General features: G+C 39.6%; 7 protein-coding genes and 3 pseudogenes. 7 read left to right on the top strand and 3 right to left on the bottom strand.

Annotation, left to right across the window (positions count from 1 at the left end):
- Positions 1 to 117: 117 nt before the first annotated feature.
- From NQ782_RS17830 to NQ782_RS17820, 3 genes are read left to right on the top strand one after another with little or no spacing between them, the layout of a single operon-like run.
- Positions 118 to 1,665: a class I SAM-dependent DNA methyltransferase gene (locus tag NQ782_RS17830; protein WP_267581283.1), complete on the top strand. Its 1,548-nt coding sequence runs from the start codon at positions 118 to 120 to the stop codon at positions 1,663 to 1,665.
- Complete coding sequence (locus tag NQ782_RS17825; protein WP_267581282.1) at positions 1,662 to 2,837, top strand: restriction endonuclease subunit S; 1,176 nt, start codon at positions 1,662 to 1,664, stop codon at positions 2,835 to 2,837. Before NQ782_RS17830 ends, NQ782_RS17825 begins: the two co-directional genes overlap by 4 nt.
- 53 nt (positions 2,838 to 2,890) lie before the next feature.
- On the top strand, positions 2,891 to 3,430 hold the full coding sequence (locus NQ782_RS17820) for a DUF2939 domain-containing protein (protein WP_267581281.1): 540 nt from the start codon (positions 2,891 to 2,893) through the stop codon (positions 3,428 to 3,430).
- A 61-nt stretch (positions 3,431 to 3,491) separates the two neighbouring features.
- On the opposite strand, the gene NQ782_RS17815 is transcribed toward NQ782_RS17820, so the two are convergent.
- Positions 3,492 to 4,772: a hypothetical protein gene (locus NQ782_RS17815; protein WP_267581280.1), complete on the bottom strand. Its 1,281-nt coding sequence runs from the start codon at positions 4,770 to 4,772 to the stop codon at positions 3,492 to 3,494.
- A gap of 146 nt (positions 4,773 to 4,918) precedes the next feature.
- On the opposite strand from NQ782_RS17815, the gene NQ782_RS17810 reads away from it, so the two are divergent.
- From NQ782_RS17810 to NQ782_RS17795, 4 genes and pseudogenes are all read left to right on the top strand, one after another.
- Positions 4,919 to 8,155: a type I restriction endonuclease subunit R gene (locus NQ782_RS17810; protein ID WP_267581279.1), complete on the top strand. Its 3,237-nt coding sequence runs from the start codon at positions 4,919 to 4,921 to the stop codon at positions 8,153 to 8,155.
- A gap of 50 nt (positions 8,156 to 8,205) precedes the next feature.
- Positions 8,206 to 8,393 (top strand): annotated as a pseudogene (locus NQ782_RS17805) (hypothetical protein); the annotation flags it as partial.
- Between the two features lie 137 nt (positions 8,394 to 8,530).
- Positions 8,531 to 9,202 carry a hypothetical protein gene (locus NQ782_RS17800; RefSeq protein ID WP_267581278.1) on the top strand — a complete coding sequence of 224 codons (672 nt, stop codon included), beginning with the start codon at positions 8,531 to 8,533 and terminating at the stop codon, positions 9,200 to 9,202.
- Entirely contained in the window at positions 9,199 to 14,250 is a 5,052-nt protein-coding gene (locus tag NQ782_RS17795) for a site-specific integrase (protein WP_267581277.1), read from the top strand. The genes NQ782_RS17800 and NQ782_RS17795 overlap by 4 nt, the downstream gene beginning before the upstream one ends.
- Before the next feature lie 359 nt (positions 14,251 to 14,609).
- On the opposite strand, the pseudogene NQ782_RS17790 reads toward NQ782_RS17795, so the two are convergent.
- Both NQ782_RS17790 and NQ782_RS17785 read right to left on the bottom strand, forming a co-directional pair.
- A pseudogene (locus tag NQ782_RS17790) lies at positions 14,610 to 14,855 on the bottom strand (IS30 family transposase); the annotation flags it as partial.
- A gap of 40 nt (positions 14,856 to 14,895) precedes the next feature.
- Positions 14,896 to 15,886, bottom strand: a pseudogene (locus NQ782_RS17785) (IS5-like element ISAba10 family transposase).
- Positions 15,887 to 15,989 lie beyond the last annotated feature (103 nt).

The following is a 15,989-nucleotide window of genomic DNA, read 5'->3' as shown; positions in this document are numbered from 1 at the left end:
TTCGGTATCTCAAAGATATACGACAAGTAATGTCATCTACATGCTTACGCACGCACAGATAATTGGTTACTATTCCCTTACTAAAATTAGATAAGCTATTCATTACAGGTTGATTTTATGGCTCGTGCTCCAAAGCAAACCAAACAAGAACCCTTAGAGGTTGTGTTATGGAAGACTGCAGACAAACTTCGCAAGAACATTGATGCTGCTGAGTACAAGCATGTTGTTCTTGGTTTGATCTTCCTCAAATATATCAGCGACACTTTTGAAGCTCACTACAACTTACTCGTAGAAGGTGAGGGAGAGTTTGCAGGAGCTGACCCAGAAGACCGTGATGAATACACTGCATACAACGTCTTTTTTGTTCCAGAGAATGCACGTTGGTCATTCCTGTTAAACCAAGCTAAACAACCTAACATTGGCAAGTTAGTCGATGATGCAATGGAAGCCATCGAGAATGACAACCCTCAATTGAAGGGCGTACTACCGAAAGTTTATGCCCGTCAGAATCTCGATCCTACGAGCCTAGGAGAGCTGATTGACCTGATTGGTAACATTGCACTAGGCGATGCGAAATCTCGCTCTGCCGACGTGCTAGGCCATGTATTCGAGTACTTCCTTGGTGAGTTTGCTTTGGCTGAAGGTAAGCAAGGCGGACAGTTCTACACGCCTAAATCCATTGTGAGCCTATTGGTTGAAATGTTGGAGCCATACAAAGGACGTGTATTCGATCCTTGCTGTGGTTCGGGTGGGATGTTTGTACAGTCTGAGAAGTTTGTAGAGTCGCATCAAGGTTTAGTGGATGACATCTCCATCTATGGACAAGAGAGTAACCAAACCACTTGGCGATTAGCCAAAATGAACTTAGCCATTCGTGGCATTAACTCAGAGCATGTGAAATGGAACTCTGAAGGTTCATTCCTAAACGATGCACACAAAGACCTAAAAGCGGATTACATCATTGCTAACCCACCATTTAACGTCTCTGACTGGAGTGGTGACTTACTTAAAGAAGATGCTCGTTGGTCATTGGGTGTACCACCTGCAGGTAATGCTAACTTCGCATGGATGCAACACTTCCTTTATCACATGAGTCCTAAAGGTCAGGCAGGTGTAGTCCTTGCGAAAGGTGCTTTAACCTCTAAAACCAGTGGTGAGGGTGAAATTCGTAAAGCCTTGGTTTCAGAAGCCAATGTCATTGACTGTATTGTGAACCTACCTGCAAAGCTGTTCCTGAATACACAGATTCCTGCTGCTTTATGGTTTATGCGTCGTGACCGTGTTGGTTCAACCAAGTACAAAGACCGCAGCAATGAGATTCTGTTCATTGATGCGCGTAACTTAGGTCATCTGATTAACCGCAGAACCAAGGTGTTATCTGATGAAGACATCAAGCTAATTACTGACACTTACCACAATTGGAGAAACCAAGAGGGTGAGTATGAAGACGTTGCAGGCTTCTGTGCTTCTGTACCGCTTGAGAAAGTGGCTGAGCTTGATTATGTACTCACCCCAGGTCGTTATGTTGGTTTAGCTGATGATGAAGATGAGTTCGACTTTAAGGAACGCTTCACCAGTCTAAAAGCTGAGTTTGAGGCACAGCTTGCAGAGGAAGCCAGACTGAATCAAGCCATTGCTGAGAACTTGGCGAAGGTGATTGTATGAGCGAGTGGTTAAGTGGGAATCTCGGAGATATTGCTGATATCGTAATGGGACAATCACCAACAGGCGAATCAGTCAATACCAATGGATTAGGGGTACCTTTGTTAAATGGTCCAACTGAATTTACGATTAGGTATCCTAAAGCTGTTCAATTCTCAACTGATCCTAAAAGATTTAGCAAAGTTAATGACATACTGTTTTGCGTTCGTGGTTCAACCACAGGGCGAATGAATTGGGCTGATGAAGACTATGCAATTGGTCGTGGTCTAGCTGCCATTAGGCACAAGCAGGGGGAAGAGTATCGTTACTTTGTAAAAGCTATTCTCGATTACTACCTTGATACTATGTTGGCTTCAGCGTCAGGTTCAACTTTCCCGAATGTCTCAAAAGATCAGTTAAACGAGCTTGAGATAAGCTATCCATCCTTCCCTGAACAAAAAGCCATAGCCTCAGTCCTTTCATCATTAGATGACAAGATTAACTTACTGCATCGTCAGAACAAGACCTTGGAAGCCATGGCTGAAACACTGTTTCGTCAATGGTTTATTGAGGATGCGAAAGAGGATTGGCTTACTGTCCAAGTGAAAGATATTGTTAAACAGATAAAGCCAGGAACGAACTACCAACCTAAAAGACTAGAGAGTGGTATTCCTTTCCTTAATGTCAGAAATTTAAAGAATGGACAAATCGACTTACAAGGAATCTCATTTATCTCTCAGGAAGAGTATGAACGAGTTCATAAAGCTTGGAAGCCTGAAGTAGGTGATGTTCTAATATCTCGCATAGGAACGTTGGGCATAGTGGCTGTCTTAGGTAAAAGGGATATGCCTATGGCTGTACACTATAATATGTTAGTACTTAAACCTAACCTTACTAATACAGCATTCCTATACTTCTTGCTTCGATCACAATATTTTCAAGACCTTTACAGCAGTAAAGCTAGACAGAGCGTCCAAGAATATGTCGCAGTCGAAGATGCCGAAGCGATCGAGCTGAAATTACCTTTAAATGATGCTGATTTTGTTAAGAAGCAAGAACAATTTTCTGACCTGTTTAATAAGATAAGGGCCAATTTAGCGCAAATCCAAACACTAGAAAAACTGCGAGACACGCTTCTACCAAAGCTTATGAGTGGTGAAGTCAGAGTCCAATACCAAACAGAAGAAGTTGCATAACATTGAGGTGAAGTCATTTGATGGCTTCACCTTTTTTACATCCAGGGGGAAACATGAATAAGAAGCTGATAGGGGCAATCATTGCAATCGTAGTCGTGATTTGCGGCTACCTGTATGCCACACCATACCTTGCACTCAATAGCATCAAGAAAGCAGCACAGGCAGGTGATAGCGAAACAGTCTCTAAGTACATCGACTATCCAAGCGTTCGTCAGAGCTTTAAAGATCAGATGAATGCCAAAATGGCTAAAGAGCTGATGAATCAAGACAATGATGGATTTGCAGCATTAGGTGCAATGCTGGCTTCAACCATGGTCGACAAAATGATTGATGGGATTGTCACTCCTGAAGGCATGACCTTGATGCTCAAAGGCAAGGACCTAAAACAATCAGCACAGCAGTCAATGGGTGGTCAAGATTCATCAAACCAAGAAAAAGAAGAACCTAAGCCAGAATATGAAGCAGGCTATACCTCAATGAATGACTTTGAGGTGGTGATTCAAGACCCAAATGATGCTAAAGCTGTCACGGTGAAAATGGTACGTGATGGTTTGAGTTGGAAGATTCACAAGATCGCTGTGCCATTGAACTAGATTTTATTGAATACAGAAAAAAGTAGCCTTAATCAAAAAGGCTACTTAAACCCATACTGGATTAGACTGCGATTTTTTCCCCTGTATTCAAACATAGGAGATGTTGATCATCTAATTTCTGGAAAGCTAGTTTGATTGGAGGTTCTTTTGCCATTAAAGCTTGAATACCTTGTTCCGCTATTTCTTTCGCAAACATACTTTTTTCAGTGAAGTTCGCTGAGAATTTTTCTACTGCCTGTAGTAACTCTTGTTTTCTTTTATCCAAAATACCAGGCTGTTTTTTTGATTTCTGATCCATAGCACTACCAGTCACGGCTGCTGCCGTAGCAGTTACTGCTGCGCTAGCTAGACCTCCCACAGGCCCTAAACCAACTGTTAAGAGTGATGCAGCAATTATCCCCTTATTATCACTAACTGTTTTCTGAGCTTTATTAACCCAAGAATTCATAGAGTTAATTTCACTGGTAATACTCTCTTTTAACTGAGTATTTAACAATGTTAAATTTTCTAGCTCTTGCACAATACGCTGTTGAATCAATTCTTTGATTGAATCCATATCTCCTAAGTGATCCATAAAGTGACAGCAAATTAGACGCAAACTCAAACATAGGAATGCTAGCTCAGCTAGTTCATTTACTTCTTTTACTTTTTTCTCAATATCTACCTTTAGGTCTGCTGTTCCAAACATTTCCTTATGTTCGACTTTTTGTAGGCCATATTTTTCTAAATCAGCTTTAAGGTGTAAGTAGATCTGTTTTAGATCATCATCATATTTCGATAAAATAGAGGCATTAAGAATAGCTTTGCGTTGTTCTGGACTTGCGATAGTTAAAATTTCTATCTTCTCTTTTAAGCTATCAAAGATCGCTTGAATTCTTGTTTTACGTTCAGTTTGCTGGAAGTCACTGATCCGGTTTACACCATCCTGTAAATCTTCCAGCTTTCTATTGATATCTGCTAAATGCTTTTGTGCAACTACCACAGAAGCAATTTGCCAGACAGCAGCAGCATTTACTAAGTTGGATAATGAATCAGCATGATATAAACGAGCATGTTCTGTAAATTCTCCATTTGTAGCCCGAGAGAATGCTCTTAAACCATTTCCATCAGCAGCTTTGGCTAAATCTCCATGAATCACAACTTCCATAATATGTTTATTAGCAACCTCTGCTGCTGTCATTAATGCAGGAGCAGCTTGTGCAGCAACTGAGGCAATATTTGAAAGAGCATCTAAGAAAGGAATTTTCTTATATTCTTTTTCCTGTTTGGAATCTGTAACTGAAATCTCTACTAAAGGGTGTTGTTCATCTTCCCCAATAATAATTGCATTAGAACCCATCATATTATCCTTATTTCAAAGATAGATTAAACCAAAAAATCAACCTAACGAATTGATATAAATAGCCAAAAACACATATTTTATCCACTTTTTGCTATATTAAGTTCATAACTTTTCAAAATTATAATGTGAGGGTCTTAGTGCCAAAGATGACTGAATCAGACATTGAGCTGATGGCGATAGAGCAACTGGAGGGAATGGGCTATACCTATGTGTATGGACCAGAAATTGAATCCAAGGGAAGCAACCCTCTACGAAGCTATAAGCAGGTCATCTTAGAAGCAAAGGTGCTTGAAGCATTACAACGTCTCAATCCTCATTTGAATGAAGACAAGTGCATTGAGGCGCTGAAACAAGTCACTAATATGCATTCCCCAGATATGCTTAGCAACAACCAGGCATTCCACCGCTTACTTACTGAAGGCATCAACATTGAAGTGAGCAAGGAAGGTAACACCCAAGGTGAATATGCCTGGCTCATTGACTTCAATAATCCAAGCAATAACGAATTCCTTGTCGTAAACCAAGTCACCATCAAAGAAGATCGTTGGACAAGACGACCTGACATTATCATCTATGTGAATGGCTTACCATTGGTAGTCATTGAGCTTAAAAATGCCACAGACGAGAATGCCACAGTAGAAGGCGCATATAAGCAGATCCAGACTTATCAAAGCCAAATCCCTAGTCTGTTCACCTACAATGCCTTTAACGTCATCTCTGATGGTTTAGAGGCGAAAGCAGGGACTGTCTCAGCAGACCTGAGTCGTTACATGGCGTGGAAGACTTCTAATGGTCAAACCAAAGCAAAGAATACGCAGGCACAGCTAGAAGTCTTAATTCATGGTTTGCTCAATCCAGTCACCTTACTGGACATGATCAGGCACTTCATTGTGTTTGAATCCAATAAACAAGAAGAAGCCAATGGCTTGATCACCATTAAAACCATCAAAAAGATGGCTGCATATCATCAGTACTATGCAGTGAATGCAGCAGTCCTCTCTACTATTCGTGCATCTGCAATGTCTTCGAACTCGAAATCAGCAGAACTTGCTATGCAACACCAAGGCAGAAGTAAGCTCGAACTTGTGCAACAACAAGCAGTCGGTGACAAGAAAGCAGGTGTTGTGTGGCACACACAAGGCTCAGGCAAGTCTCTGTCCATGGTTTTCTATACAGGTAAGATTGTCTTGGCTTTGGATAATCCAACTGTTGTTGTGATTACAGACCGTAATGATTTGGATGATCAGCTCTTTGGAACCTTTGCAGCATCAAGCCAACTACTACGCCAGACACCAAAGCAAGCAGAAAATCGAGATGAGCTCAAAGAGCTGCTTAAGGTGGGTTCAGGTGGGGTGATCTTCACCACTATCCAGAAGTTCCAACCTGATGATGGTGGCAGTGTCTATGAGCAACTCTCAGATCGAACCAACATTGTCGTGATTGCTGATGAAGCACATCGTTCGCAGTATGGCTTCAATGCCAAGGAAGTCGATGTCAAAGATGATGATGGTAAGGTGGTAGGTAAACGTACAGTCTATGGTTTTGCCAAGTACATGCGTGATGCCTTGCCGAATGCCACTTATCTTGGCTTCACTGGTACACCAATTGAGAAAACGGATGTCAACACACCTGCAGTGTTTGGTAACTATGTGGACATCTATGACATCTCGCAAGCTGTTGAAGATGGTGCCACCGTTCGGATCTTCTATGAAAGCCGACTTGCTAAGATTGCCATCAGTGAGGAAGGCAAAGAGCTGATTGAAGACTTCGACGAACAGTTCAGTGAAGACGACTTAAACCAAACACAAAAAGAGCGTGCGAAGTGGGCAAGGGTCGAAGGGCTGATCGGCAGTAAAGAGCGTATCAAAGCCATTGCCAAAGACATCGTAGAACACTTTGAGCAGCGTCTAAAAGCCAATGCAAACCAAGGTAAAGGCATGATCGTCAGCATGTCTCGTAGGATTGCTGTCGACCTCTACAACGAGATTGTAGCGATCAAACCAGAATGGCATAGCGATGATCTAAACGATGGCGTGATCAAGGTGGTGATGACCTCATCTGCTTCTGATGGTAAGGAGATTGCCAAACACCATACGACCAAGCAACAACGCCAAATCCTGGCCAATCGTATGAAGGACAATGATGACAAGCTGAAGCTTGTGATTGTTCGTGATATGTGGCTGACTGGTTTCGATGCTCCGAGTATGCACACGCTTTACATCGACAAGCCAATGAAAGGCCATAACCTCATGCAAGCGATTGCACGAGTTAACCGAGTCTATAAGGATAAGATTGGTGGCTTAGTTGTCGATTACCTTGGTATCGCATCTGACCTGAAAGAAGCACTTTCATTTTACTCTGAAGCAGGTGGTAAGGGTGACCCTGCATTAGTGCAAGACGAAGCTGCAACCATTCTACAAGAGAAGCTCGAAGTCATTGATGGCATCATGCATGGCTTCAATTACCAAGAATACTTCACAGCCAATACTTCTCGTAAGCTCAACATTATCCTTGAAGCAGAAGAACATATCTTAGGTGTAGACCAAGGAGAAGGTAAGACTCGCTTCCTGACAGCAGTTGCAGCGATGTCACAGGCATTTGCTTTAGCAGTGCCTCATCCTCATGCGATGGAAGCAGCACCAGTGGTTGCCTTCTTCCAAGCAGTGAAAGCGCGACTTGTGAAGTTCAGTGATGGCTCAGGCAACGTCTCAGGCATGAGTAATGCTGAGCTTGAAGCTAAAGTGAAGCAAACCATTGACCAAGCACTTGTTACAGAACAAGTGGTCGACATCTTCGATGCCGCAGGAATCCAGAAGCCAGACATCTCAATTCTCTCAGATGAGTTCTTGCAGGAGATGAAAGGCTATCAGCATAAGAACATTGCACTTGAAACATTGAAGAAGCTCCTTGGTGATGAGATCAAGGTAAGAGAACAGCGGAGTGTCACGCAAGGTAAAAAGCTCATGGATATGCTGAGCTCTGCGATCAAGGGCTATCAGAACAAGGTGCTGACTGCAGCCGAAGTCATTGATGAACTCATCAAGTTGGCTAAGGCAATCCAAGAGTCAGACAAAATGGCAGAGGAACTCAACCTAACTGAATATGAATATGCATTCTACTCAGCAGTCGCAGACAATGAGAGTGCTCGTGAGCTGATGCAAAAGGAAATACTACGTGAACTCGCTGTCGTTCTGACTGATTCTATTCGTAAGAACGTAACCTTGGATTGGACCATCAAAGAGGCTGCTAGGGCGAAGCTCAGAGTCATCGTAAAACGCTTACTGAAAAAGTATGGCTATCCACCTGATATGGCTTTGCTTGCAACAGAGACTGTCTTGGAACAGGCAGAGCAATTGGCTGAAGAATTAGCAACGGCAGCTTAGTTGTCACCACTAAATTACAACTAAAACACAACAAGGGGTGCAGTTTTTAAATGTCATTAGAGGGTCATTTTTACACTGCCGCTAACAAGCTTTTAGATCAGGATAAACTGGTTGAAAATTTCATATCTGGAGCAGATAAAAGAGTTAAGGATCTAGAAGTTTAAAAAAGAAATTCGTTCGTTGTACCTTTTCTTTAAACCAAAAATTAAGTGAATTAATTGATTGGATTGGTATAAAAATAAAGTTAGTAAATAAATTATATAAATCAAATATTTTGTTATTAAATATTAAATTTTTTTGATTTAATTTTATTTATTTTGGGACTATGTTAGTCTATTATTTTAACGATAAAAATAACTCAACTGTTCAGAAAAAATGATGACACCATTGCTCATTGATGCATTAACAATATCTGAAGGTAGGTTTGAAAAACCATGCCCAGCTTTAGTTTTGAAAATGATGTTACTCAATGAGGAAATAAGCAGTGAGTTTTCAGAAAAAATTAAAAATCAAGCATTACTACTGCTCGCGACATATCGTAAGTTACTGCGTGCTGTCGCTAGTGATTTATGTGATGTAAAAACTCTAAAGGACAGTGTGAAAAGAAGACACTGGGGTAAAGTGGATAAAGTGCAGGATAAGATGGTTGTTGCAAAAGAACTTCGACTAAAGCATTTAGATCTAGAAGAAATGCCTTTATTTTTTCATACACAGCATTTTTTAAAAAAACTACCGATTTCCTTTGTTCAAAAATTGGTAGATTGGGCTCCACCAGCGGTGAGTGGTACTTTTTTAATCGAAAATATTTTAGCAGGTTATATCGCACAGAAGCTTTTGCCATTAGAAAAAATTAAAGTAAAAGAGCTTGGCAAGTCTGTGCAACCCTATTTTCATTTGGCTGACTTTTTTGTATTTTTACCTAGACTGGAGGAACTTTATCAAAAATATCAGCAGCGAATTGTTCGCGTGGCTCCAACGGCAGAAGTTGCTTTAGCTTTAACAGACTTTGGGAAAGCATGGATCTATCGTCTTAGGAGTGGGCTATGAATATTTATTTTAAGCAACTGCTAGAATGGATAAACCAGAATTCCCCCATAGAAGAACAAAAACTCCTCCGAGCATTATTTTTATTACGTGCACATTATAGCTTAGCCGGTATCGTTGTCATTTGTCAGCGAATCTTCACATTGATTGGGGATGATGAATTACCAGAATTTCGTGATGAGCTTAATACGTTAAAGATAATTAGTACATTACAGGATTCTGATCAACATTCACATTATTTCTCAGAAACAACAGATAGAAACAAACATAAACTCACGCCATTACGTCCATACACTGGAGACAGTGGAATTTGTGATTTGCTATTGATTCAAGCAGGACTAAGTCGAAATAATGAGCGTTTTGATACTGTAATCATTTGGTTTTTAGAGCAAATATTTCACTTTCAAAAAAATGTACATACTCTAAAGCTTTACAGTCATTATTTAAAGGGTGATGGAAGCATAAAGCTGAAAGATCAAAAAGGATCTCGTGTGTATAACGCCTTTTTAGCGATCAGGCTGTTGGGTGATCCAAGTAATGAGGATATTTTAGAACAAGTCGAAAAATTACTGACTAAAAACGGACCGAAACAACTGATTCATTTGATGTCCGCTGGTTCTGAAGACAAACGATTAAATGAAGTTTTTTATGCATTAAAGCTCTTTTTATCACAAATTTGGCAAAAGAATCGACTAAAAAATAAGAAAAAACGTCGAGAGTTTTTACACCGTATAGGGTTAAAGCATCAAAAACTGATCTTGCAACGATACGGCTCATTAAGTATTGCTATCCAACCTTTAGAGGATGTAGATGAAATTCATCGTGGTCTAGTCTCTGAAGTATTTGAGTATGATGAGATTGAAGAAGATGAAACACCATTGGAGCCATTGTTTACATTTTTTTTGGCCGAACAATCCGATTTAATTCGAGGGCTTTATGCATCTAAGTCTATTTTTCAGCATGTTGAAGCTACAAATGTTGGTTTAGTTTGGACCAAATGGCGATTGTCATTAAATTCGATTCAAGATGTGTTTAGGCTCTGTCAACCATCTAAGGCTGATACCAGCTTAATTTTACGCGCAAAATTAGCTTTGATATTGAGTTTACTCACTGGACGTTCGGTTACTGAATTAACAGCGCCGTGTTTTAGTCAAAATACTGATCAGAATAATATTGCTATTCAGTATGATCATACCTTATCTGCATACGTATTGAGCGTTTTAGCAGGCACACCGACACTCAAAACAAAGCCAGAAGAGTCTAAATTTCATGTGCCATGGACCAAGAAATTACATTTGGTTTTACCAAGTGAGCTCAATGATTTAGTGAATCAAGTCAAAAATCTTGCGATTAAAACCCGTCAACCGGCAGTTGAACGCGAAGTTAGAAGACTTATTAACAGTGTGCCGAAAGAGTTAGAAATCAGCCTCAAAAGCATTAAAGATATTCTTCCACGGTTGTTATATGAGCATAGCCAAGGTGATTTAGCTGTCGTTAAAGCAGTGACGAATGCATCAGGTCGAAATTATGATAACTTGATTCATTATGCCTCTTTTGAACAGAGGCAACTTGAGCAACTCTGGGCTGCTTGTTTAAGAACGATAAAAATTAATATTCCTGAATATATGCACTCTTCTAGTGAACGCGTGGGTAGCCCGACTGGGATAAAGATTGTTGAAATACAAAATGAAATTACACGAATAAAGAAGAGAATAAATCAGGCTGCCGAACAGAAAGATTGGCAGACGCTCTTTGATAACTTAACGTTGTATACAGAATTATGGATGAATCTTGCAACTGCAGGACGGGGGATTAAGCAACCCTTTCCAAAGTGGATAAGTCAGCAAGGCTGGGCATTGATTCAAGATAAACATCATCAAGATGAATCAACCGATCGTTATGTGCCATTGACGGCAGCATTTATCAAACAGATTCAAGTTTTACGTGGTTTGATGAGAATGCTGGGGGATCAAGTTGAACCATGTGTTGATTTATCATCTTATGCGTTGCAACTTTGTAATCCTTATCAGATTGAAGGTTTAGGTAGAAATTGGGCACGGAAGCTGGTTCGCTCTGATAATAATCAGTTACCTGGACGGTTCAAGGATGCTGGACTTGGGCACTGGGTACGCGGTCGTTATCCATGGGATATGTTATCAGTATTTCCTGTATCAACATTTAAACAACAGTGGCTTGATGTACAAGAAAACCTGCAAAAACAGTTAGGTTTCGAATGTCTTGATGTTTTTGATTTTTTTAAAAACCTGAATATTCCAACATTTGTTGTAACCAAAGAGATTAAAACAGTTCAAGCAGAGACGAAGCCGAGAATACAATATTCAGAAAATGATGTAAAAGAATGGCTGGAAAACTCAGAGTATGAGTCCTATTGTCAGTTGATTTTTGAGGAAAATCCTGAGCCAAACGTATCTTTCGAGCTTGGACATGTATTAGCTTCCCATTTAGCTAAAAATACAAACATTGATTTGCCACAAGCGATCAAAGCATATTGTGCTTATATTCGCAATAAAACGAAAATTCCTTTATTCGTTCAACTTCCTCAAAAAGCTCATCGTACATGGCTGACATCTGAAAATAGTTTTAGTACATGGTGTTATATTGAACAAAACTTACTTGATCTTATTCAGAAGGATTTAGAACATTTACCTGAACATCAAAATTGTGAGGTTGAAATAGGACGTTTGCTGGTTGTACTCTCCATGTATTCACAACTGTGCAGGGTAAGCCATTTACAAGCGATGTTGGAGTTTATTGCTTCTGATCAACATATAGTCGCTATGGGGAATAGTCGGCTCGTTGAGCTGACAGTGAATAATGATAGATCTGTGACGAAGATACGCCGTACAGTACTGTTAAGTCCTTATGTCTCGACTTTAATTTTAGTAGACCGACAGTATCTACAGCCCCGATTAAAAGAGATTTTAGCACAGTCAAGAAATCAACAAAGAACGGCTTGGCAAAAGTGTTTTAATACATATTTAAAACAAATAGGGATTAAGTCAACTCTATCATTAGCTCAATGGTTGAAAGCTTTACAGCAAAATGTGATGTTAAATAGCACTCCGTTAATTGCAGGTTATATAGCAGGCCAAGTCCTGACTGAAGATCTTTCAATAAATGAATTATTACGCTTATCCGAATATGAAAAATTAATCACAGGTTTAGACAGCACTGAGCCAGAAAGTCAAATAGAAATAGGCGATGAGCAACTACATTTGTCTGATATTTTAGCGATGATTCAGCAACTAAAAGGTGAGTCTAGATCAAGCATTTGGCTTGAACAGCTTGCCAATAATAAAACGAATCACTACTCAGTCAATTTATTAACATGCTTTGTGCAATGGTTGATTTTACGCTGTGATGCAGAAGAGTTAAGTCTACAGAATCGAAATATGATTCATCTACATTTGGCCATCGTCAGTGCAGGTATATTGGGGTTTTCAGAAGATTTAACAAAAGATAGCCAGATTGATGAAGATGTATTTCAAAAATGGATGGAGTTGACGCAAGAGCATTTTCCACACAGCAAGCATCTCGCTGCGTGGAATCGCTTTAGAGAATTTTTAATTCAATTAAATGATGATCGTATAAAGTTACACAAGCGTACAGCGCATCAAGCAAGTGCTAAGGTTTTTTCAAAAAATGAAGTGCGGCAGATCGTTCAAATATTACAATCTGTAGAGTGTGGGGTAAATGATACTGTTTTACGCCTAGAGATTCAGCGTCATTTTCGTTTATCTGCGGCGATGGGTGTACGCCGTTCAGAGGCGCTTCATTTACGGCCCTTAGATATTGATGAGGATATGCTCAGAATTCGTCCTTATGGTGAGCATCAGTTAAAAACACTTGGATCAGAACGTGTTGTTCCGATGAATTTATTAAGCCAGACGATTCAAAAGGGATTAGATGATATTTATAAGAATAAAAAAGATTCAATATTAATTTCCGATGAGAACAGTGAGCATAGGCCTTTTTTTGATCAAATATCTCAAATATTAAAGAAAGTCACTGGAGATGTTGATCTCAGCTTACATCATTTAAGACATACGTTTGCAAGTGCATATACTTTAAAGTGTTTGCAAACAGTGGTGGATTTTAAAGCGCTGACGATAGAACTGCCATGGCTACAAACTTGGATGCCATCGAATGAGCAATTTAATACACTAGTAGGCAATGAAGGACAGGTTGGGCAGGGGATTAAGGCGATTAGTCGAGTGCTTGGACATTTACATGAATCGACAACATTAAAGCATTATGTTCATATCTTATTTCTGGCTACTTATGCCTATAGCATGCAACAACAGCAACCCAATTTACATACTGCATTTTTTAAGCGAGTCATGAGTCGGAGTAATTTATTCAGGCATTTCCAAGCGATTAACCAACAGAATGGTAATCTAAAATATGAGTTGAGAGATACCATCGAAAAATATGTACTCAAAAAAAGACAAAGTCAGAGGTGGGTAATCTATGCTCAAAAAAGAGGGAATTCGACGGGTAAAGTAATTAAACACGAACTGTTTCAAAAGATTGAAGATATTGAGCGGTATCTTATTTCTGGACAGGGGCAGCCACAATTAGATATTGAGTCCTGGAAGAGAGCTTTAATTACGATGTCAAACATTCCTTCAGGTAAACGTGGTTCAAATATAGGAAGACACGCATTATCGACACAAGGAAAGTTAGCTCGTTTGCCTGAATTACTCAGTGCTGTAGATTTTAATTCTGCACAAGAGATTTTAGAGCGATTTGATTATTTAGAACAAAACCAATCAGAAACTTATAATTGGTTAATAAAAAAATGGTTGTATGAAAGTAATGTAACAAAAGTATTGATGCATTTTACCGCAGAGGATGAACCTATGCTTTCAATCCTAACAGAACATCAATTTTTTCCGATGATGATGAAACATAATAAATATAATTATTTTAGAATTATGTCTCAACAAGCGTCATTAAGCGCCGTGCGATGGGTACTTGCGTGGTTGAGTGTACGATATTTAGCGAGTGGAGATCATATCAGAATCTAAGTATATGACTTACGCACGCTTTGTTACACAAAGGTTTGAAAGACAGCGCTACCCTAATTGAGCTAATTTCAAGTGACAAGTTGGGTATAAGTGCAGCTGGATTCTGTGAATTTGTTAAAGACAGCTATGTGTACATGAATAATATCATTTACCTGACTAGGAAAACTTCTTGCTGCTCATTTATCGCTTAATAATAGAGACTCAGGTATTTTTTATGGATCAACAGAGCCAAAAAAATCACATTATCTATTGCGTTCTGTCTGCTGCTGGAAGCTGTACAACATGATTCCTTATGGAAAATAGCCTAAGCATAAGCGGTAACCGCCCCAAAAAATATTTGAGTTTAAAAGGGGGCGAATTCAAACATGAGGTGCGACAGTTTCAAAAGTCTTATGATAATCAACAAGCTGAGCAAATTTCTTTAATGGTGTAAGCCAATCTAACACTTTTCTAGGACGAGTATTCAGTGACGTGGCTACTTGATTTAAATAATGCTGATCTGCCTGGTTTAAATCAATCTCTTTAGGTAAATATTGCCTAATTAAACCATTCATATTTTCGCATGTGCCTTTTTGCAAGGGTGAATGTGGGTCACAGAAATATATGGTGGTGTTTCAAAAAGTATGCTGACATTAAATGAAGCCATTATTGATGGGCTTTGTTGCACAAATAGACGAAAGGTAGAGTTGTTCTAATCTTCAGATATTTATGCAACAGCCACCGTTTTAACTGTACCAATTGAGTCAATTTATTCAAAATATCGACTCTTATTTGCAAGTCAACCACCTGACGATTAAAGCATCGACTCGATACACCTTGTCCAAGTCGTTTCAAGGCAAACATTTTAGCCTCTATTCGGGATCGTCTATGATAACCAATATCTCGTTTCCACTGCTTTTGACCCTTGTCCCAACAGCCTTGTACTGCATGATTCCTTGCTTTACCAATTTCATTTTCTGCCCATAAAGCAGCATTGGAACGAGGAGGGATAATTACATTTGCTTGCCGTTTCAAAATCGCATCATAACAATTCACTGTGTCATAAGCACCATCAGCCGTGACGGATGCAATGGGTTCATCAATTTGATCTAAAAGAGGTTGGAGCATTTCAGCATCACCATATTGGCAGGTCGTGACTTCAACCGCTTGTATTTCTCCACTGTTTGCATCTGTCGCAAGATGTAATTTCAGCCATTGACGATGTTGGTTTACGCCATGTTTTTTACGCACCCATTCCCCATCACCTGTAACTTTGATCCCTGTGCTATCAACTAAAATATGCAAGTCTTCCTGTGGATTTTTTGCTGATTTATGTAGAAGTGGCTGGAGCTTATCTGCTCGCCGACTCAATGTTGAGAAGTCTGGAACATTCCAGTCGAGGTGAGCCATTTGAAAAAGGCTTTGAATGAAACCTTGTGTTTGGCGTAAAGCCAGTTGGAACAGGTTTCGTATCGTCAGGGCAAATTGAATTGCTATATCAGTGTAGGTAGGTTGACGTCCTTTTTTTCCAGTAGGTGTTGCAGACCATTGCATTTGGGGATCAAACCAAATGGTGAAAGCACCCCCGTTGACGTAAAGCCTGATTGTACTCAGACCAGTTCGTTGTTTTGTATCGGCTTTTTGATTCTGTATTCATCTAACATGTATGGGGATGAAATTTATTTATGCAACAAAGCCAACTTAATAAGATCTTAAGAACTTGATTTTACCCTGAGGAAAATATTTTTGAGGGTAGACCT

It is taken from the genome of Acinetobacter sp. BD54 (assembly GCF_044778325.1).
Lineage (GTDB): Bacteria > Pseudomonadota > Gammaproteobacteria > Pseudomonadales > Moraxellaceae > Acinetobacter > Acinetobacter baumannii.
This window is presented reverse-complemented; position numbering and strand designations above follow the sequence as displayed.

Excerpts from the sequence above, each read along its gene's own strand:
- NQ782_RS17830 (WP_267581283.1), top strand. The coding sequence starts at position 118 with ATGGCTCGTGCTCCAAAGCAAACCAAACAAGAACCCTTAGAGGTTGTG.
- NQ782_RS17795 (WP_267581277.1), top strand. The coding sequence starts at position 9,199 with ATGAATATTTATTTTAAGCAACTGCTAGAATGGATAAACCAGAATTCC.
- NQ782_RS17810 (WP_267581279.1), top strand. The coding sequence starts at position 4,919 with ATGACTGAATCAGACATTGAGCTGATGGCGATAGAGCAACTGGAGGGA.
- NQ782_RS17825 (WP_267581282.1), top strand. The coding sequence starts at position 1,662 with ATGAGCGAGTGGTTAAGTGGGAATCTCGGAGATATTGCTGATATCGTA.
- NQ782_RS17820 (WP_267581281.1), top strand. The coding sequence starts at position 2,891 with ATGAATAAGAAGCTGATAGGGGCAATCATTGCAATCGTAGTCGTGATT.
- NQ782_RS17800 (WP_267581278.1), top strand. The coding sequence starts at position 8,531 with ATGATGACACCATTGCTCATTGATGCATTAACAATATCTGAAGGTAGG.
- NQ782_RS17815 (WP_267581280.1), bottom strand. The coding sequence starts at position 4,772 with ATGATGGGTTCTAATGCAATTATTATTGGGGAAGATGAACAACACCCT.